The sequence below is a fragment of the Bradyrhizobium daqingense genome (genome assembly GCF_021044685.1).
GTDB classification, from domain to species: Bacteria; Pseudomonadota; Alphaproteobacteria; order Rhizobiales; family Xanthobacteraceae; genus Bradyrhizobium; species Bradyrhizobium daqingense.
This window is the reverse complement of the sequence record NZ_CP088014.1, coordinates 7,291,923-7,308,785: the sequence shown is the minus strand read 5'-3', so window position 1 is coordinate 7,308,785 and position 16,863 is coordinate 7,291,923. Positions and strand designations below refer to the sequence as shown.

Annotated in this window: 18 protein-coding genes and 1 pseudogene; 13 read left to right on the top strand and 6 right to left on the bottom strand. The window is 65.5% G+C overall.

What is annotated here, in order from left to right:
- Positions 1 to 196: 196 nt before the first annotated feature.
- Positions 197 to 565, bottom strand: coding sequence for a rhodanese-like domain-containing protein (locus LPJ38_RS34870; RefSeq protein WP_145638119.1), 369 nt, complete (start codon positions 563 to 565; stop codon positions 197 to 199).
- A 231-nt stretch (positions 566 to 796) separates the two neighbouring features.
- Here LPJ38_RS34870 and LPJ38_RS34865 point away from each other — a divergent pair, with 231 nt between their 5' ends.
- Both LPJ38_RS34865 and LPJ38_RS34860 read left to right on the top strand, forming a co-directional pair.
- Positions 797 to 1,027: a hypothetical protein gene (locus LPJ38_RS34865; protein WP_231088505.1), complete on the top strand. Its 231-nt coding sequence runs from the start codon at positions 797 to 799 to the stop codon at positions 1,025 to 1,027.
- Positions 1,028 to 1,101: 74 nt separating this feature from the next.
- Complete coding sequence (locus tag LPJ38_RS34860; protein WP_145638117.1) at positions 1,102 to 1,899, top strand: adenylate/guanylate cyclase domain-containing protein; 798 nt, start codon at positions 1,102 to 1,104, stop codon at positions 1,897 to 1,899.
- Between the two features lie 37 nt (positions 1,900 to 1,936).
- Here LPJ38_RS34860 and LPJ38_RS34855 read toward each other — a convergent pair whose 3' ends face one another.
- Positions 1,937 to 2,521 (bottom strand): TetR/AcrR family transcriptional regulator, encoded by a 585-nt coding sequence (locus LPJ38_RS34855; protein ID WP_145638115.1) that lies wholly within the window; start codon positions 2,519 to 2,521, stop codon positions 1,937 to 1,939.
- 24 nt (positions 2,522 to 2,545) lie between these two features.
- Here LPJ38_RS34855 and LPJ38_RS34850 point away from each other — a divergent pair, with 24 nt between their 5' ends.
- The 7 genes from LPJ38_RS34850 to LPJ38_RS34820 all read left to right on the top strand — a co-directional run bounded on the left by LPJ38_RS34850 (position 2,546) and on the right by LPJ38_RS34820 (position 7,961).
- The gene (locus tag LPJ38_RS34850; protein WP_145638113.1) at positions 2,546 to 3,331 is read left to right on the top strand and encodes a hypothetical protein; all 786 of its coding nucleotides are present in this window, start codon (positions 2,546 to 2,548) and stop codon (positions 3,329 to 3,331) included.
- Between the two features lie 37 nt (positions 3,332 to 3,368).
- Positions 3,369 to 4,325 (top strand): oxidoreductase, encoded by a 957-nt coding sequence (locus LPJ38_RS34845; protein WP_145638111.1) that lies wholly within the window; start codon positions 3,369 to 3,371, stop codon positions 4,323 to 4,325.
- Positions 4,316 to 5,164, top strand: coding sequence for a DUF3108 domain-containing protein (locus tag LPJ38_RS34840; protein ID WP_145638109.1), 849 nt, complete (start codon positions 4,316 to 4,318; stop codon positions 5,162 to 5,164). The genes LPJ38_RS34845 and LPJ38_RS34840 overlap by 10 nt, the downstream gene beginning before the upstream one ends.
- Positions 5,165 to 5,256: 92 nt before the next feature.
- Positions 5,257 to 5,706 (top strand): lipocalin-like domain-containing protein, encoded by a 450-nt coding sequence (locus tag LPJ38_RS34835; RefSeq protein ID WP_231088504.1) that lies wholly within the window; start codon positions 5,257 to 5,259, stop codon positions 5,704 to 5,706.
- Between the two features lie 218 nt (positions 5,707 to 5,924).
- Positions 5,925 to 6,782 (top strand): tonB-system energizer ExbB, encoded by an 858-nt coding sequence (gene exbB / locus LPJ38_RS34830; protein ID WP_145638105.1) that lies wholly within the window; start codon positions 5,925 to 5,927, stop codon positions 6,780 to 6,782.
- A gap of 4 nt (positions 6,783 to 6,786) precedes the next feature.
- On the top strand, positions 6,787 to 7,212 hold the full coding sequence (gene exbD / locus LPJ38_RS34825; protein ID WP_145638103.1) for a TonB system transport protein ExbD: 426 nt from the start codon (positions 6,787 to 6,789) through the stop codon (positions 7,210 to 7,212).
- Positions 7,209 to 7,961: an energy transducer TonB gene (locus LPJ38_RS34820; RefSeq protein WP_145638098.1), complete on the top strand. Its 753-nt coding sequence runs from the start codon at positions 7,209 to 7,211 to the stop codon at positions 7,959 to 7,961. Before exbD ends, LPJ38_RS34820 begins: the two co-directional genes overlap by 4 nt.
- An 87-nt stretch (positions 7,962 to 8,048) precedes the next feature.
- Here LPJ38_RS34820 and LPJ38_RS34815 read toward each other — a convergent pair whose 3' ends face one another.
- A complete protein-coding gene (locus tag LPJ38_RS34815; RefSeq protein WP_231088687.1) occupies positions 8,049 to 10,754 on the bottom strand; it encodes a TonB-dependent receptor domain-containing protein in 2,706 nt (901 codons plus the stop codon).
- Here LPJ38_RS34815 and LPJ38_RS34810 point away from each other — a divergent pair.
- The 3 genes from LPJ38_RS34810 to ku all read left to right on the top strand — a co-directional run bounded on the left by LPJ38_RS34810 (position 10,669) and on the right by ku (position 13,140).
- On the top strand, positions 10,669 to 11,271 hold the full coding sequence (locus LPJ38_RS34810) for a hypothetical protein (protein WP_231088719.1): 603 nt from the start codon (positions 10,669 to 10,671) through the stop codon (positions 11,269 to 11,271). The genes LPJ38_RS34815 and LPJ38_RS34810 overlap by 86 nt on opposite strands.
- 172 nt (positions 11,272 to 11,443) lie before the next feature.
- Complete coding sequence (mntR, locus tag LPJ38_RS34805; RefSeq protein ID WP_145638096.1) at positions 11,444 to 11,920, top strand: manganese-binding transcriptional regulator MntR; 477 nt, start codon at positions 11,444 to 11,446, stop codon at positions 11,918 to 11,920.
- A 293-nt stretch (positions 11,921 to 12,213) separates the two neighbouring features.
- Positions 12,214 to 13,140, top strand: a complete 927-nt coding sequence (gene ku / locus LPJ38_RS34800; protein WP_145638095.1) for a non-homologous end joining protein Ku — start codon at positions 12,214 to 12,216, stop codon at positions 13,138 to 13,140.
- 96 nt (positions 13,141 to 13,236) lie between these two features.
- Here the strand turns inward: ku and LPJ38_RS34795 are convergent, their stop codons facing one another.
- Both LPJ38_RS34795 and LPJ38_RS34790 read right to left on the bottom strand, forming a co-directional pair.
- Positions 13,237 to 14,019, bottom strand: coding sequence for an alpha/beta fold hydrolase (locus LPJ38_RS34795; RefSeq protein WP_145638091.1), 783 nt, complete (start codon positions 14,017 to 14,019; stop codon positions 13,237 to 13,239).
- A gap of 255 nt (positions 14,020 to 14,274) precedes the next feature.
- Positions 14,275 to 14,544 (bottom strand): hypothetical protein, encoded by a 270-nt coding sequence (locus LPJ38_RS34790; protein WP_145638088.1) that lies wholly within the window; start codon positions 14,542 to 14,544, stop codon positions 14,275 to 14,277.
- Positions 14,545 to 15,326: 782 nt separating this feature from the next.
- Between LPJ38_RS34790 and LPJ38_RS34785 the strand changes: the two genes are divergently transcribed.
- Positions 15,327 to 15,803 carry a DUF3833 family protein gene (locus LPJ38_RS34785; RefSeq protein WP_145638085.1) on the top strand — a complete coding sequence of 159 codons (477 nt, stop codon included), beginning with the start codon at positions 15,327 to 15,329 and terminating at the stop codon, positions 15,801 to 15,803.
- A gap of 33 nt (positions 15,804 to 15,836) precedes the next feature.
- Here the strand turns inward: LPJ38_RS34785 and LPJ38_RS34780 are convergent.
- Positions 15,837 to 16,821, bottom strand: a pseudogene (locus LPJ38_RS34780) (MBL fold metallo-hydrolase).
- Between the last annotated feature and the right edge of the window lie 42 nt (positions 16,822 to 16,863).

Genomic DNA, 16,863 nt, shown 5'->3' with positions numbered 1-16,863 from the left:
ACCCGCATGACGGCCGATCGTTGCTACCAGGATGAAGACGGATCGACGCAGTTTCTCAGGCACCGCCAACCGCCGGGATCACGGTCCCGCTGCCGCCGCAGCTGGCGCAGGGCGCGCCGTCGATGCGCCCCTTGCCGTGGCAGGACAGACATCCTCACCCGTGCCCCTGGTGCCCGGCGCGGCTTCAGAGGGCCGGCTACTTCTCGACCGCGCCCGACCAATCCTTGAAGCCGCCGACATTGTAGACGTTCTCGTAGCCCATATCCTTCAGGAGCTTGCCTGCCAGCGCCGATCTGCCGCCGGACGCGCAATAGAGAATGACGGTCTTGCTCTTGTCGAACGCCTTGTCGTGATAGGGCGATTCCGGATCGGCGCGGAACTCCAGCATGCCGCGCGAGACGTTCACTGCGCCCGCGATCTTGCCGCTGGCGGCGACTTCCGGCGCATCGCGAACGTCAACGACCAGCGTGTTGCCGTTCTTGATCATCTCGGCCGCCTGGTCCGAGGTGATCTTGGGGACTGCCGCGTTCGCAGCTTCCAGCATTTGCTTGACGCTTATTGCCATTTCTCTCTCCCTTGCCGTCCCCCGCCTGACGATAGCACATGGATCTCAGCCGCGCCTCCTCCAGCCGATGGACCGCTCACGCGCGGCGTTTTGTCGGCTTGTTCGCGGCATCGGGCCGCATCGTGCGGATGGGCAAATGCGGACGCCTTGTTGAAAGAGATTGCCGCGCGGGACGCGTAAGGTCGCGTCGTTGGCGGCTCGGACCAATGCCGCTGCCCGAGGGAGGATGCCATGACGCTGCAGATGTCACGACGAGGCCAGCAATACATGGAAACGGCGCAGAGCCTGCTCCGCGCTGCGATGAGCATGACCGACGAGGTGGTCGCGACGCGGCTGAAGCTGCTGGCCGACGACTATCAGCGCCGCGCCGAGAAAGCTTCGAGCGCCGATGCCGAGAGGTCCGTGGCGCGCACGGCCGCCAGGACCGAACATGATTGGTCGGAGGGCGGCTTTGCGGGTTAGCCGCCCGGTTGCCAACGCCGGGTTGTGCGACTACGCTTGCGGACGCTACGCAAACGGTCTTCCGTCGCACGTTCATGCCGAAATTCCTTCGCATCGGTGTCCATCAGTCGAACGTCTCCGGGTACACGTCGAAGGCCTGGTGCGTCAGGCGCACGGGTTCGACGATCTTCCTGAAATGGGGCGCCGTGGAGGTCCAGGGCACCGGTGCCGCGCGCAAGGTCTATTGGTCGCGTCTGCCGCAGGAGAAGACGATCCGCTGCCGCACGGCGCAGCGCGCGCAGGACTATGCCAAGGCCGCGATCGCGCGGCGCCGCAGCCATCGCTACGAGCCGCTGACGGGAGCCATCGTGCTGCGCCGCCGCCCCGCCGCGCGCAGCCCCGAGCCGAAGCAGGCGCTCGCCACCATCCTGATCGTCGACATCGTCGGCTCCACCGCGAAGGCGGCGAAGCTCGGCGATGCGCGCTGGACCAAGGTGATGGGCCATTACTACGCCGCCGTCCGCAAGGAGCTGAAGACATGCGGCGGTAAGGAGGTCGTGACCACCGGCGACGGCGTGCTCGCGACCTTCAAAAAGCCCGCCGCCGCCATCTCCTGCGCGGCCGCGATCCAGAAAGCCGTGCGCACGCTCGGCCTCGAGATCCGCGTCGGCCTGCACGCCGGCGAATATACCATCAGCGGCGGCGAGATGGTCGGTCTCGCCTTCCACATCTGCACCCGCGTCGCCGCCAAGGCGCGTGCCGGCGATGTGCTGGTGTCGAGCGCGGTGAAGGACCTGATGACGGCGCAGTCCGCGGTCAGCCTTAGGGATCACGGCATGCACCGGCTGAAGGGCGTGCCGGAACGGTGGAAGCTGTACCGGGTGATGGGCTGAGGGATCCCAACGGCTGCCGCGAGGGCTGTGCCCAGCTTCAAGTTTCCGCTTTGATGTTGGCGAAGCAGTCGCGCAGATAGGCGGCAAACGGCCGCTTTCCCTCGTCCTGGCTCCAATTGTCGATCGCAAGGCGAAAGGCTCCGGCGGACATCATCGCGACGATGCGCAGGGCCGGGCGCCGCTTCGGCTGCGGCCACATCGCACAGAGCGCATCGAACACTGCCTGCTCCTGCTGCGCATATTTCGTGGCCTTGCGGGCCTGCAGCGTCTCATTGGCGCGGATGAAGCGGTCGATCGCCATCATCTGCTTGCGGGCCTCGGCGTTCTCGTAGGACGCCGTGAGCTTTATCAGAGCGTTCTTCACGGCGTCGAGCGGCGTCTGCATGGTCGATTGCTCCAGAATGGCGCGGCGGATCATTTCCGCAAAACCGCCTTGCCACGCCAGGATGATGTCTTCCTTCGACTTGAAATAATAGAAGAAGGTCCGGCGCGAAATTCCCGCTGCCTCGGCGATGGCGTCGAGCGTCGTCGCCTCATAGCCATTGCGAAGGAACAGCCTCAGCCCGGTGTCCGCGATGCGACGCAACGTCTCACGGCGCTTTTGCTCCCTCAATCCTTCCATTTTCGGAGATGCGTCCTCTCCGGCTTGTTTCGACACGAAACGGCCTCATTCAAACTTACACTCAGTGCGATAAATATTCGCATCAAGTGCGAAGTTACTGCATGCGCGGCCGCGCGGCAAGGCTCGGCCGATCAGGCGCGTCCAGACCTGACGAAGTGGATCAAGATGACCCGTCGCGACAATGCGATGCACCGACCTCGGCGTGCAACCGGCAGACCTCATTTGCGCTTGCGAACGGCGCCCGGCGTGCGTGCCGTGCGGTCAGCTCATCCCGTCGCGCATCGCCACGCCGGTATCGTGCAAGTCTCCCCGCGGGAGCATGACGAGCGCCGATTCATCGCCCGCAGCCTCGCCCGCGCGGGCAAGGCGTTACGATCGCCGTATTTCGGCAACATCGGCGTCCTCATTCTGCTGTGCGTCATCTCGTTCCATCCCTGCTTCGATCTGGCGAAGATTGTGTCGAACAGTATCCTGTGCCTCGGTGCGAAGGCGGCGTTCGCAGCGACGGTCAATCTCGTCGTCAACGACTGGACCCCGACCATCCAGGCCTTCCTCGCCGGGCGCCTTCTGCGCTGGATCGGTCTCAGCCTGCTGGTCGCGCTGCTTCCTGCGCTGACGGTCGTTCGCGCCGGCATGCGGGCGAAGCTGCGGTCATTGGCCAGCCTCATGCTTGGGCGGCTGCGCGGCGTTCTGCGCGCTTCGCCGCTTCCCGTGGGAAGGCCGATGCCCGAAGGCCGCGCCGCAGGCGCCATTCACGAAAAGGTCAATGGCCGCCAGCGCCACGAACCTAGGAAATTACACTCAGTGTAATATATCTGCCGGACTTGATCAGTGCTGGAGATAGCCGATGTCCGGTTGGAGCGCCCATGAGATTTCCTCGCAGCAACGGCGTTGCGCCGTCGTGACGGGCACGGGCGGCCTCGCTTACGAGGATGCCCTTGCACTCGCGTGCGCGGGCGGCGATGTGATCATCGCGGGCCGCAATGCCGCCAAGGGCGCCGATGCCGTGGCGCGGATCCAGTCCCGTCAGCCGAGAGCGAACGTCAGGTTCGAGCTGCTCGATCTTGCGGATCTTCATTCGATACGCGCCTTCGGCTCCCGCTTGCGCGCGGGGCGGACAAGCCTCGACCTGCTCATCAACAATGCCGCCGTCATGGCGCCGCCTGACCGGCAAGTGACGCCCGACGGGTTCGAATTGCAGTTCGGCACCAACCACCTCGGTCATTTCGCGTTGACCGCCGAGCTTCTCCCGCTGCTGCGAAAGGGCGTTGGGGCCCGTGTCGTCACCGTGTCCAGCGTCGCCGCCCGCGGCGCATCGATCGAATTCGACAATCTGCAGGCGGAGCGCTGGTACAAGCCGATGGCGATCTATGGCCAGTCCAAGCTCGCGAACCTGATGTTTGCGTTCGAGCTGCAGCGGCGAAGCCGGGCCTCCGGCTGGGGCATCACCAGCGTTGCCGCCCATCCCGGCATTTCGCGCACCGACCTCATTCCGAACGGTGCCGGCCGGATGAGCCTCGCTGGCATCGCGCGCAGCGCGCTGTGGTTCCTGTTTCAGCCGCCGGCGCAAGGGGCGCTGCCGACGCTGTTTGCGGCGACATCGCCGGACATCGTCCCCGGCGGCTATTACGGTCCGGACAAGTTCGGCGAAACGCGGGGGTCACCGTCGGTCGCGCGCGTGCCGCCGCAGGCCGATGACGATGCGGTGGCGTCGCGTCTGTGGGATGTCTCGGCAAGACTGACCGGCGCGAGCTTCGTGACGGAGTCGAACCGCGCCATGGCGAGGACGGATTCATGCGCGTGACGCGGCTCGGCGCGGGCACGATGCGCGTTGCGCTGTGCGGGCTCAGCGCCAGCTGGGTTTTGCTCGCCGTTCCAAGTCCGGCGGCGGCGGATGCGGATATTCGCGCCACCTACGCCGTCACGCTCGTCGGCCTGCCGCTTGCGAACGCGACGCTGGATCTGGCGGTCCGCGGCAATCTCTACACGGCCCGCGTTACCTATCAGAGCAGCGGAGCAACCAGGCTGCTCAGCGATGCCGCCGGCGTGGCGGCATCCAGCGGCGCCTACAAGGACGGCCGCCTGGTCCCCGCAGGCTTCGATCTCGATTATCGGAACGGTAAGCGCAGGCAGAAGGTCACACTCGGCATGGCCGAGGGCGTCGTCAAGACGATGACGATCGATCCTCCGCTCGAGCTGACCTCGGATCAGCCAGCGATCGAAGCAAAACACCTCAATGCAGTCGCCGATCCCCTGAGCGCACTGCTCATTCCGGCCGGCAGGGGTGAGGACAAGGCAAAGGGCGATGCCTGCGATCGGACCTTGTCGATCCTCGACGGCCTGCGCCGCTATGACATCCGCCTCGAGCCGCAGGCCTCCGGTTCGACCGACCGCAAAGGTTTTCTCGGCCCAACGACGACCTGCCGCGTCGTCATGAAACCGTTGGCCGGGATGATCGGCGGCGGCGCGAATGCGCGGGCGGAAGGCGCGGATCCGGCTCAGATCGAGGTCACCTACGGCCGCGCCGCTGCGCTCGACCTGCACGTCCCTATCTCGCTTCGCGCTAAAACGCGTTTTGGCGCCGTCAACGTTGCCTTGAGGGAATTTGCCGACAGCCCTGCGAAACCCGGCGGCGCGCGGTGACGTTGAGAAAATAGCCGCCTGGGAGGATGAAGCCGAGGGACTCCAATATGAACCGTCGACATCTGGTGCTGATCGCCTTGGGAGTTTGCCTGATGAGTGCTCCAGCCAACGCTACGCCGCCGAACAAGGTGCTCGGCACCTGGAGAATGGTTTCTGCCCAGATCGATCCCGAGGGCAAGAACCTGCCGGCCTATGGCGCGCGGCCGAATGGGATGCTGACCTTCACGCCGGACATGCACTTCATCGAGGTGCTGACCGATGCGGACGTGCCGCGCTTTGCCTCCAACGCGCGGGGCGAGGGCACGGACGCGGAAAACCGCGCCGCCATGGCCGGCAGCATCGGCTTTTTCGGCACCTACACGGTGGATGAGAACGGCGAGTTCAGCGGCAACAAGGTCGAAGGCTGCACCTTCCCGAACTGGATCGGCAGCGTCCGGACGCGGCAGGACCTGCGCCTGGTGGTCGACGGCGACGTCATGACCGAGAATTTTCAACGCCCCGACGGCACGAAGATCCGCATCACGTTTGAGCGGGTCCGCTAGCGTTGTCCGCTGGACAAGGTGCTGAGCCATTACGACACTGCGGCACGAAAAGGGCTTGGCGACGTGTGGCGGCAAGGAGGCCGCGATCGCCGGCGACGGGGCGGTGCAACCTTCGGCAAGCCCGCCGCCATCGCGAATTCCAGCATTTGCAGCAAGACGTAGGTGATGCTACATAATAAAGCGTAAGCACATACCTGAACTGCTGAAAGGCTGAATCGATGCAAATTCGTACGCTTCCGCGCCGGCGCTTCGGTTCGACCGGTCAGGCGTCAAATGTCGCCTTCCGCCTCCCGGCCATCGTCGTGCTCGGCTTGGCCGGCGCGATGGGGCCCGCGCTCGCGCAGCAGGGTTCCGAAAGCACGGTGGCAGCCGCTGCGACGCTCCCTCGCGATCTCAGCCCCTGGGGCATGTTCATGCAGGCCGACATCGTGGTGAAGACCGTCATGGTGGGGCTTGCTTTCGCCACGTTGGTGACGTGCACGGTCTGCCTGTCCAAGGCGATTGAGATGTTCGGCGCGCGCCGCAATGTGAGGCGCGCTCTGCGCGAGCTCGAGGGGGCGCGGAGCCTCGACGAGGCCGTGCAGACGGTCCGCGAGGGGCCCGTCGCACGATTGCTGGAGGCGACGGTCGCCGAACTCGATCTCAGCACCGACCGGATGGACAAGGACGGCATCAAGGCGCGGATTGCGTCCCGCCTGCAGCAGATCGAGGCGGCCGCGAGCCGGCGTATCGCGTTCGGCACCGGTGTGCTCGCGACCATCGGAGCAACCGGCCCCTTCGTCGGCCTGTTCGGCACGGTCTGGGGCATCATGAACAGCTTCATCGGTATCTCGAAATCGCAGACCACCAACCTCGCGGTGGTTGCGCCCGGCATCGCGGAAGCGCTGCTGGCGACTGCGCTCGGGCTCGTCGCCGCCATCCCGGCGGTGGTGGTCTACAACCTGTTTGCCCGCCAGATCGGTGCGTATCGCGCGCTGCTGGTCGACAGTTCGTCGGAGATCGCGCGCCTGGCGGGCCGGGATCTCGATGGCGGCGGCATCAGCGCCAAGCGATTGCGGCTCGCGGCGGCGGAGTAGGCCGATGGCGATCAATCTCAATCAGGCCGGCGGCGACCTCGCCGAGGTTAATGACATCAACGTCACGCCGTTCATCGACGTCATCCTCGTGCTCCTGATCATCTTCATGGTTGCTGCGCCGCTCGCGACGGTCGACATTGCCGTCGACCTGCCGGCTTCGAATGCCCAGCCGCATCCGCGTCCGGACAAGCCGGTCTATCTCACCGTGAAGCCGGATCTCTCCTTGTCCGTCGGCGAGGAGACGGTCAGCCGTGCCGCGCTCGCCGGCGCACTCGATGCCGCCACCAACGGCCAGAAGGATGCGCGGATTTTTCTTCGCGGCGACAAGATGGTTCCCTACGGTGAGATCATGCGGGTCATGAATGGACTGCGCGCGGCCGGTTACCTGAAGGTCGCGCTGGTCGGGCTGGAGCAGACGACTGAACCATGAAGCGTCTCGCCGCCGAAGACGCAGCGGACCTGAAGCGCTGGACTTTCAGCAGCCTCGCCGTTCTGACCATGTACAGTGCACTCGCCGCTTCGCTCGCGACGTGGCAACGGCAGGACGATCTCGATCCCGCCGAGCCGGCGGGCGCCGTGGTGGTGGACCTCGCGCCGCTGCCTGCGGCCCCATCGACCACGCCGACCGAGATTCCGCCCGGGCCGGAGCAGGTGATGTCCGAGGCGCGCCCCGAGGCGAAGCCGGAGGTCGCACAGCTCGACGATGCGCCCGAGCTTCCGCAGGCGGCCAACCCGGAGGCCGTCGTCGATGCGCGCACCAAGGCGCAGCCGGACGCCGCCCCGGAGCAACAGGCCGCCGCGGCGACGTCGGCACCGCCGGCCGTGTCGGAACGCATCGCGCCGGTGGCTGCGGCGCCAACCCAGGGTCAGCCGAACCAAAAGGACTCGCAGGCGATCGCGACCTGGCGTTCGCAGATCCTGGCACTGGTCGAACGCAACAAGCGCTATCCCGAAGCCGCTCGGTCGCGCCGGGAACAGGGCATCGCCCAGGTCCGCTTCACGCTGGATCGTAACGGGATCGTAGGCGACGCGCGCGTGATCCAGAGCTCGGGCTCGGATGCGCTGGATGGCGAAGCCGTTGCTTTGCTGAAGCGCGCGCAACCGTTTCCGGCTCCCCCCGACACCTTTGCCGGCGACCTGGTGGTGGTCAGGCTGCCGATCCGGTTCACCGTCAAGTGAGCGGAGGCGCTCCGTTACGCGCATCGTTCAACCGGGGCTGAATTCGAGCGGCGGTGGAGGTCCTGCCCTCGCTCGGGGAGATCTGAATTAGTCGCCCGCGATCATCGCGCCGAACTTGTAGTTCACACCGACGCGGACGGTGTCGGTCCTGACCTGCGCATCGGAATCGAACGAGGTTGCCATGCCGCTGGCCATGTTCGGCGTGGCGCGGAACGAGCCGAGATCGGCGTGGAGATACTCGATCCGTCCGGTCCAGTTGCCGAGCAGCCGACTTTCCAGGCCGGCGCCGACCGCCCAGCCGAAGCGGAAGGTGTCGACGTTGAAGGGCGTCGTCGTCGCAACGCCGGTCGTGGTGAAGCCCGACACCGATCCGGATGAGCTCACGGTTCCGAACGGAACGCCGGCCGTGAGGTAGGCGAGGGTTGCGGGCGTCACCGCGACGCCGACGCGGCCGCGCAGCGAGGCCATCCAGTCGAGCCGATAGGCCATGCTGGCCGTCGTCGGCGCATCGAGCGGGAGCAGAGCTGCGTTGCAGGCGGCCGTCGGGCATGTGGTCGACGACTGGCCGTGCTGGTCGGCGTAGACGAAATCGCCTTCGATGCCCGCCACCATCCGTCCCATCGTCCAGTTGTAACCGGCTTGGACGCCGAGCCCCGCATGATCGAGCCGCGCGCTCGGGCGCTCGCCATAGAGCGGGGTCTGGCTCGCATTGTCGATGAAGCCCGCATAGGTCTTCGCGGCGCCCCATGAATATCCAGCATTGCCGCCGGCATAGAGGCCGCTCCAGTCCCACGATGGCGCGGATGGCGCCTGACCGAAGATCGACGGTGTATCCTGCTCGCGCGCGATGCCGATCCTGTTCGTCGCGAGCGCGTCGGCGCCGTATTTGACGTTGAGGAACAGCTTGACGGTCCGGCCCGGCTGCAGGATCTCGTCCTTGTGGAACTGCACGGAGTTACGGATGTCGGCGTTGAGCAGATTGTCGCCGATCAGACCCGTCGCCAATTCCACCGCGCCCCAAGGCGAATCCTTCCAGCGCTGCCGGTGCTCGATCTGGAGCTTGAGCAGATTGTAGCCGTCGGTCGGCGTGTCGAATTGCGCGAAGTCGTTCTGCCGGAAGGCGTGCAGCAGGTTCAGCCGCGCGTACCAGGCGTCGCTGCGCCAGTACACGCCGCCGCCGAGCCGCATCGGCGGGATGCGCGGCACGTTGGTGCCGTCGGTGAAGGTGGCGCGCACCACGTCGAACTGGCCTTCCAGGCCGAAGATGCCGCCGGAGAGCGGCGACACGTCCCATTGCCACGACAATTCGCCGCCGCGGAAGATCGCGTCGCGCTGGGAGTAGGCGACCTGGATGTAGTCGCCGGTGCCGCCGGCCACGCAGCTCGCGAACGTCGCCCCGCAGAAATTGCCGGTCGACTGGCCGAAGATGAACTTGTCGTAGCGGGTGTAATAGAGATTGGCATCGAACCTGACATCGCCGCGGGTTCGCTTCAGGCCGATCTCCGCGGTGTTGGCGGTCTCGAGAGAGAGGTCGGGGTTACCGATCTTGAAGGTTTTCTCCGAATCGTCGGGACCGCTCGCGAACAGTTCGAGCGCGCGCGGCGCGCGCTGGATCCGCTGCAGCGTCAGGCTCGCCTGAAGATACGACGGCAGATCCTTGATCACGCCGAGGCTGAGGCTCGTCGGCAGGAAGCTCGACCGGGACGGCGCATTCGCCGGTTCGTTCGGCGGCGGCAGGTAGCTCGATGGAAATTCGAACGAGGTGCCGGCAACGTCGACGGATTCGATGCGGGCGGCGAACTGGGTTCGCAGCGTATCGGTGTGCTGCAATTCCTCGAAGACGTATCCGGCGGCCGTCGTGGTCTGGGCCGGCAGCAGGATGGCCTGGCCGATCGTGTCGAGGCGCTGGTAGGCGCCCTGGACGCCGACGATGCCGGTCAATGCCCCGAGCGGCGTCGCTACGGGCCGGCTTTCCACTTCGACCTTGCCCTCGGTCGCGCGGTTCTTGAACGTCGCGCCGATGGTCTGGAAAGTCCCGAAAGCGGTCTGGTTGACGTCGACCTCGTCGTGCCGGTAGTCCGAATAGCTGAGCCAGTAGCGAACGGCCGCGATGGCCATTGCGTCCGGACGATACTCGCCCTTGCTCATGATCTTGGTTTGCTCGAGATCGTTATGCTGCTGGCTTTCCGCCGATGCGATGCCGGGGACGTGGTAATCGCTGGTGAAACGAGAGATCGACAGGCCGGCATATCCGCCATCGAACAAATAGGAGCCGCCGATCGCCGCGCCGGCGCTCTGCATCGCCGAGTTCGGCTGTCGTCCGTTGAAGGCCGGTGCCGGGCTGGGCGGCGCGAGGTAAGGGTAGCTCGGAATCCGATAGTCCTGGGCGCCGCGTCCATAGACGTCGGCGTGCACGGCAGCGTTGCCGGCACCGGCGTCGAGCAGCAGACCGCTTTCCCAGCCATTGTCGACCGAGGTGACGGCCGACCGCAGCTCCGCCGCCATTCCGCCGACGGGCGCGGCGGTCGGAATCCGGTTGTTGGTGACGTCGACGATGCCGCCCACGGCCTGAGAGCCGAAGCGCAGGGCGCCCGGCCCGCGAAAGATCTCGGTCCTCTGCAGCGCCAGCGGATCGAGCGGAACGCCGTGATCCTGCGCGATGTCGGAGACGTCGACGCTGCCGATGCCGTTCTCCTGGATTCGGACCTTGGCGTCGGACAGGCCGCGCAGCACAGGGCGTGACGACTGGGTCGACAGGCCGGCCGAGGTCGCTCCGGGTGCGGTGAAGAACAGGTTTCCGAAGCTCGGGCTCGCGCTCGTCTGGATCTGGTCGCCGGTCAGCGCCGATGGTGCGAAAGGCGGAACGGCGGAGGCGACCGTCGGCAGTGTCGCGGGTGCCGGTGCACTGCGCGATGCGGTGGTCCGGCCAGCCGCTTCATTGCGCGTGGTACGGCGGGTCGGCCTGCGCTGCCGGCTTTCGACCGTAACCTGCGGAATCTCGATCTCTGACGGCGCGTTGGCCTGTGCCGGCGATGACGGCTGCGCCGAGGTGGCGGTGGACGGAGACCCGGACGCGCTGGGGGCCGGCGCGGGAGCTGCTGCGGGCCGCGCGTTCGATGCATCCGGCGTCGCTTGTGGCTGGGACTGGGCTGCGGGCGGCCTGGACGGGCTGTCGGTCGAAGGAGGGGCGGCCTGCTGGGCTGCTGCGATTCCGTGCAAGCAGATCAAGGCGACCGACGTCGTGCCCGAAAGGGCCCGACGAGCAACGCAAACACGCATCCCCAACCTCCAACGCGTTCTCAACGCATAGCAACGACACCAATATGTAGCTTAAGCTACAATTGCGAGGCATTTGCTACGATGTCAAGGCGGGGCTGTTGCAATTGCGAGGCTGTTGCAGGAAGGCGACAGGGGCAATTCGTCAGCTTGCAATGTCCTGCCGGCGAGCCCATGGTCGATCGGCCATGAATGCGGATTCTCCCATGAGCCGGAAGGCTTCACCGACTCGCAAGCCCTCGCTGCATGCCCTGCCGACGGAACAGGCACAGGCGCGACGCTTCGGGAAGGCCCGCACCGCGCGGTCGACGGCGATCCTGGAAGACTATGTCGAGTTGATCGCCGATCTGATCGAATCGACGGGTGAGGCGCGCGCCACCGACATCGCGCGCCGATTGGGGGTGTCGCATCCCACCGCGATCAACACGATCGCGCGGCTGAAGCGCGAGGATCTCGCCACGGCGCGTCCCTATCGCGGCATTTTCCTGACCGAGAAAGGCGAGGCGCTCGCAAGGCGCGTGCGCGCCCGCCACCGTCTCGTTCTCGAAGTGCTGCTCGCGCTCGGCGTGCCCAGGGAGGCCGCCGAGGCGGATGCCGAAGGCATCGAGCACCACGTCTCGGAGGCGACGCTCAAGGCCTTTTCCGATTTCCTCAAGGGACCGCGGATCAGGAAGGCGAGTTGAGCAGGGCCCTGCTGCTCCAAGATGTTCGCCGCCCGCCGCTCGTCACAACTCAGCCGTAGCGCCCGTCCGTTTTGCTGCCGCCGAAGGGCAGCTGGTGAGGCATTGACGTCGATCAGGTCCACGAGGCACCAGAAAAACAAGCGATTCCCGCTGTTTTCGGCCCAAACTGATCCGGCCGAGGCCAGATGCGGTCGGTTGACGGATGTTCTGCCGTTTTCTGCACAGGCCATGTCGGAACCCAAGCCGGCCGTTCGTCTTGAATCCAAGCCGCCTCGAACCGGAGTTCTGCGTACATGGCCCCCCGCGCCAATTGGAAAGGCTTCCTGAGACTGTCCCTCGTCACCTGTCCCGTGGCGCTCTATCCCGCCACCTCAGAGAGCGAGAAGATCTCGTTCAACCAGCTCAACCGGCAGACCGGCCACCGCATCAAATACCTGAAGGTGGACGCGGAGACCGGCGACGAGGTCACGAACGAGGACATCGTCAAGGGCTACGAGCTCGAGAAGGGCCAGTATATCGAGGTCTCCAAGGAGGAGCTCGAGGAGATCGCGCTGGAGTCCACGCGCACCATCGAGATCGACGAGTTCGTTGCAAGGTCCGACATCGACCCGCGCTATCTGATCCGCCCCTATTACATCCGCCCGGACGGCAAGGTCGGCCACGACGCCTTCGCGGTGATCCGCGAGACCATCCGCGAGATGGACAAGGTCGCGATCGGGCGCGTGGTGCTCACCAACCGCGAGCACATCATCGCGCTGGAGCCGATGGACAAGGGCCTCGTCGGCACGCTCCTGCGCTACCCCTACGAGGTGCGCAGCGAGCAGGAATACTTTGACGAGATCCAGGACGTGAAGGTCACCAAGGACATGCTCGATCTCGCCCGGCACATCGTCAACCAGAAGGCCGGACGCTTCGAGCCCGAGAAGTTCGAGGACCATTACGAGACCGCGCTGATAGAGCTGATCAACGAGAAGCGCGCCGGCAAGGTGATCCGGCCGAAGGAGCGGCCCAAGGGCGAGAACGTCGTCGACCTCATGGAGGCGCTGCGGCGCAGCGTCGGCAAGGAGGCCGCGCCCGCGAAGGCAGACAAGCCGGCTAAGAAGCCGAGGAAGGCGGCGGCCGGCCAGAAGGAGATGCTGATGCCGATCGCCGGCAAGAAGCAGCCGAAGGAAGCGGCGGCGAAGAAGCCAGCGGCGGGGGCCCGGCGGAAGTCGGCTTGAAGCACCCGAGTGCACCGCTGGGCGAATCGTATGTCCCTGGTCCCCAGGTTTATCCGCGCCGGTTGATGCCCGCCGCAGTGCCCGGCCGCGACGAAGCTACCCGGGTCCTCGCACGTATAGCGAGATAAACCGATCGATCATCGGGTTGATCTGCTCCGGCACTTCGAGCGACAGGAAATGCCCGGAGCCGACCGCCTTGGCGGTGATCAGTCGCGGGCACAATGCCGCAAAACGATCCAGGTCCGCCAGCCGATGGGCCGCCTCGATGTAGAGCACCGGGACCTGGCAGGCCTGGGCGCACGCGCGCGCCCGATGCACATCCCAGGGAAACAGACTTGTAAACGTGGAGACCAGCACGTGCTGTGGTGTCGCCAGAAAGGTCTGTTCGACATGGGCGCGGCATCTGTCAGTCGGCAGACAGGAGTCCGCCACGATTCTGCGCACCTCGTCCGCAAAATTCGCGCCCTTCAAGCCTTCCAGATACCCGGCAAAAACCGTCCCTGCCGAGGCAGGGAAGAGCACCCCTGAATCGAGCAGCACCAGGCCTGCAGGAAAGTCCGGATAGCGGGCGGCGATCTCGAGCGCCATATTGCCACCCATGCTCTGACCCACGATGACCGGCTTCGTGATCTGCTGCCGGTTGCACAGCCAGACGAGATCGTCGGCAAAGCCTTCGATCGAATAGGCCTGTTGCGGCTTGTCGCTCTCACCATGCCCCCGCAGCTCGGCATTCAACGCTCGACCTTGACGAGCGAAATACGCCATCTGCGGCGCGAAATGCGTGCGGTCCCCGCCCAGGCCATGGACGAAGAGGAATTGAAGCGGTCCCGCCCCGGCGATGTCGAAGGAGAGCTGGATCCCGTCACGCGCGAGTTTCATGAGTCGTCTCCGTATTCACCGTTCAGGTGTCTCGGGGCGAGTCCTCAATCTAACTGGCGTGCGCCCGGAGGCAATCCTTTCGCCCGGCGAGTTAGGCTGCCCTCGCGGAGGGACCGTGGTCTCATCGTCGGCTCATCGGAGTTGGTCACCAGCTCTTACGCAAATGCGACCGAAGAACGCAGAAGAAAGCGGAGTTCTTGAGTGCACTGTCCCCGTCTCTCCATGCGGAAACCGGATCTCCCGCTCGGTGCTGGCTCAGCAATCTCCGTCCCGGCACTCCGGACAGGTGTCTCCGATCGAGTCCAGGACATCGCGCAGCTCCGCGATCGCGTCGTCGGGCGAGAGGCCGGCCGGCGGCGCCTCGCGGGCAAGATCGATGGCGTGTGCGAGCGCGTGCGGGTCGGCACGATCCTTGGCCCAGCCGTGCTCCTCGCAGTCGTGGATGGCGCCGGCCTCCTGCAGCACATGGATGGCCCATCCCCGCAGCGTGCGGATCGCCGGCCGTCTGTCCCTCGTCATCAGCATGAGAACGCTCCTCGCCGGGACGAATCCGCCCGCCCGCCTGCTCGTTCCCGGCGGTTAGCACGGGTCAGCGATTCCCAAACGGCAGGGCTGCGAATTGTCCACGTGTTCCCATGCCCTGTGGAGAATGCGAGGCGCTGGCGGGGGGCGAGAGCCTGTCGGCAGGCTCCTGAAGCGCGGGGCTATCACGGCTCATGGCGAGATCAACGCGGACACCGATATCGTCGTGCTGACTGAAGCCTGCATCTTCGCTGACAGCCATAGCGACACGCGCGTATCGGTTGATCCATATCAAGAGCTTGCTCCCGGGTTTCGGTGCATTCCCCTGGAGACGGCATATTGGAGCATGAAATGGGCGAGCGTTCCGAGCTGAAACAGGTCTGTCGCCGAAACGCACTCGGCTTTCTTGGATCCGCGGCTGTGTTTGGACTTTTTGCGTCGTCTGCATGTCTCACGGCGTCGCAGGCTGAAGCTCAAACCGCGGCGACGCCGAGCACGCCCGCAACACCGCCGGCAGATGCGTCGAAACCTTCGGCAACGGGCCCGGCACACCAGACCAGGCGAATGAAAAGGCGGGCCTCCCTCCGCGCACGCCGCAAGAAGGCCTTGGAGCAAGCCACCACCAAAAAGCAATAGAAGCGCGGAGCGAGCCGCGCGGGCCGCACTGGAAATCCGGCCGCGACGGAATGGCGGTGCTGCAGGCCTCCGCGGAGCCAGCAGTTTTGTCCCGAGGAACCCAGTGTTGAGGGGCGACTTATGTCGTCATCGGTCTCTGAGGACTCGCCATGGCCATTGATGCGTTCGCCGGCACCACGCCGGTGTTTCTCCCCGAGCAGTTCTTCGTCGGCCGCCTGGAAGGATGGGCGGTGGTCGAAAGCCTTGTCGGCGGGGTCCTGAAGCGCGCGTCGATTACCGCTCATGGCGAGCTGGATGCGGACACCGACACCGTCGTCTTGACCGAAACCTACACCTTCGATGACGGCCACAGCGACACGCTGCGCTGGACGATTCACAAGCTGGGCGACGGCCGATACACCGGCCACGAAAACCGCCTGGAAGGCGAAGCCACCGGCGAGCAGGCCGGTTGCGCCTTCCATTGGAAATACACGCGCGACACGCCCCAGGGCGATGGCAAGTCGTTCAAGCTGAACTTCGATGATTTGTTCTACGCGATCGACGATCGCGCGTGCATCGTTCGCGGAAGTGCCGGGCGTGCGGGCATCCCGTTCGCGACGGGGCATGTGACGTATCGGAAGGTTTAGGGTTGGGCGGCACGACCTCAGGGCGTGACCAGCTCAGCCGTCGAACCGCCAGCTCGCCGTCACCCAGCGATAGCCGTTGTCCGTTTTTCTGATGTTGCCGATGCCCGGGAACGGAAAATGGAACCCAAGCACCGGGATGCGGTCCGTCGCGGCGCGGTCGAACAGGCGCCTGCGCGACTGCAAGGCGGAGTCAGGATCGAGATCAGGACCGGGCCGCCAGGCATTGTCGATGTTGAGCAGGGGGCTATAGGCGGCGTCGGACGTGATCAGCAATGCTTGCGCGCCGGAATGCACCAGGATCGCCGACATGCCCGGCGTGTGGCCACCGGCGGCGATCGTCGTGATGCCCGGCAACAATTCGCTGCCCGGCCGGTACAGCACGGCAGACTTGGCGACCGGTGCCACGCTGCGCTTGATATTCGCGATGAAGGCGCGGCGGAAGTCTTCCGGCATAGGCAGCCGCGACAGGTCCGGCTCATTGCGGATGAAGAACGCAAAATCGTCTTCGGGAATATAGACGGTCGCCTTTGGAAAAGCGCTCGATCCGTCGGCGCGGCTGAGATTGCCGACGTGATCGGGATGGGTATGGGTGATCACGATGGCGTCGACGTGTTCGGGCTGCACGCCGATCGCCGCAAGATTGCGGAACAGATGTCCGCCATCGGGGCCGAGTGTTTGCGCTGCACCTGCCTCGATCAGGATTCGCCTGACCGATTTCCAGCAGAAGCGTGTTCAGGTTGAGCCTGAAAGTATCGGTCGGCAAGAACGCATCGCTCAACGTCCTGCCGAGTTCCTCCGCCTGCGCGGTAGAGGCGTAGATGCGCGGATTGCCGCTCAGCGTGCCGTCGCTGACGACGGTCGCCTTGATATCGCCGACCCGAAAGCTGTAGTGGCCGGAATTGGTCTTAGGCGCCTGCGTTTGCGCGATCGCTGCCGGCATGCCCAGCAGCGGCGTCATCGCTCCGGCCGCGCTGCCGGCGAGCAGGAGGCGGCGCGTGATGTTTAGATGTGATGGCATAACGGCGTCTCCGGCGTAGCGGCGATGGAAGGCAACGTATGT

What these genes read in the sequence shown, in the direction of transcription:
- LPJ38_RS34870 (WP_145638119.1), bottom strand. Translation starts at nt 565, where the DNA reads ATGGCAATAAGCGTCAAGCAAATGCTGGAAGCTGCGAACGCGGCAGTC.
- LPJ38_RS34865 (WP_231088505.1), top strand. Translation starts at nt 797, where the DNA reads ATGACGCTGCAGATGTCACGACGAGGCCAGCAATACATGGAAACGGCG.
- LPJ38_RS34860 (WP_145638117.1), top strand. Translation starts at nt 1,102, where the DNA reads ATGCCGAAATTCCTTCGCATCGGTGTCCATCAGTCGAACGTCTCCGGG.
- LPJ38_RS34855 (WP_145638115.1), bottom strand. Translation starts at nt 2,521, where the DNA reads ATGGAAGGATTGAGGGAGCAAAAGCGCCGTGAGACGTTGCGTCGCATC.
- LPJ38_RS34845 (WP_145638111.1), top strand. Translation starts at nt 3,369, where the DNA reads ATGTCCGGTTGGAGCGCCCATGAGATTTCCTCGCAGCAACGGCGTTGC.
- LPJ38_RS34840 (WP_145638109.1), top strand. Translation starts at nt 4,316, where the DNA reads ATGCGCGTGACGCGGCTCGGCGCGGGCACGATGCGCGTTGCGCTGTGC.
- LPJ38_RS34835 (WP_231088504.1), top strand. Translation starts at nt 5,257, where the DNA reads ATGAGTGCTCCAGCCAACGCTACGCCGCCGAACAAGGTGCTCGGCACC.
- exbB (WP_145638105.1), top strand. Translation starts at nt 5,925, where the DNA reads ATGCAAATTCGTACGCTTCCGCGCCGGCGCTTCGGTTCGACCGGTCAG.
- exbD (WP_145638103.1), top strand. Translation starts at nt 6,787, where the DNA reads ATGGCGATCAATCTCAATCAGGCCGGCGGCGACCTCGCCGAGGTTAAT.
- LPJ38_RS34820 (WP_145638098.1), top strand. Translation starts at nt 7,209, where the DNA reads ATGAAGCGTCTCGCCGCCGAAGACGCAGCGGACCTGAAGCGCTGGACT.
- mntR (WP_145638096.1), top strand. Translation starts at nt 11,444, where the DNA reads ATGAGCCGGAAGGCTTCACCGACTCGCAAGCCCTCGCTGCATGCCCTG.
- ku (WP_145638095.1), top strand. Translation starts at nt 12,214, where the DNA reads ATGGCCCCCCGCGCCAATTGGAAAGGCTTCCTGAGACTGTCCCTCGTC.
- LPJ38_RS34795 (WP_145638091.1), bottom strand. Translation starts at nt 14,019, where the DNA reads ATGAAACTCGCGCGTGACGGGATCCAGCTCTCCTTCGACATCGCCGGG.
- LPJ38_RS34790 (WP_145638088.1), bottom strand. Translation starts at nt 14,544, where the DNA reads ATGCTGATGACGAGGGACAGACGGCCGGCGATCCGCACGCTGCGGGGA.
- LPJ38_RS34785 (WP_145638085.1), top strand. Translation starts at nt 15,327, where the DNA reads ATGGCCATTGATGCGTTCGCCGGCACCACGCCGGTGTTTCTCCCCGAG.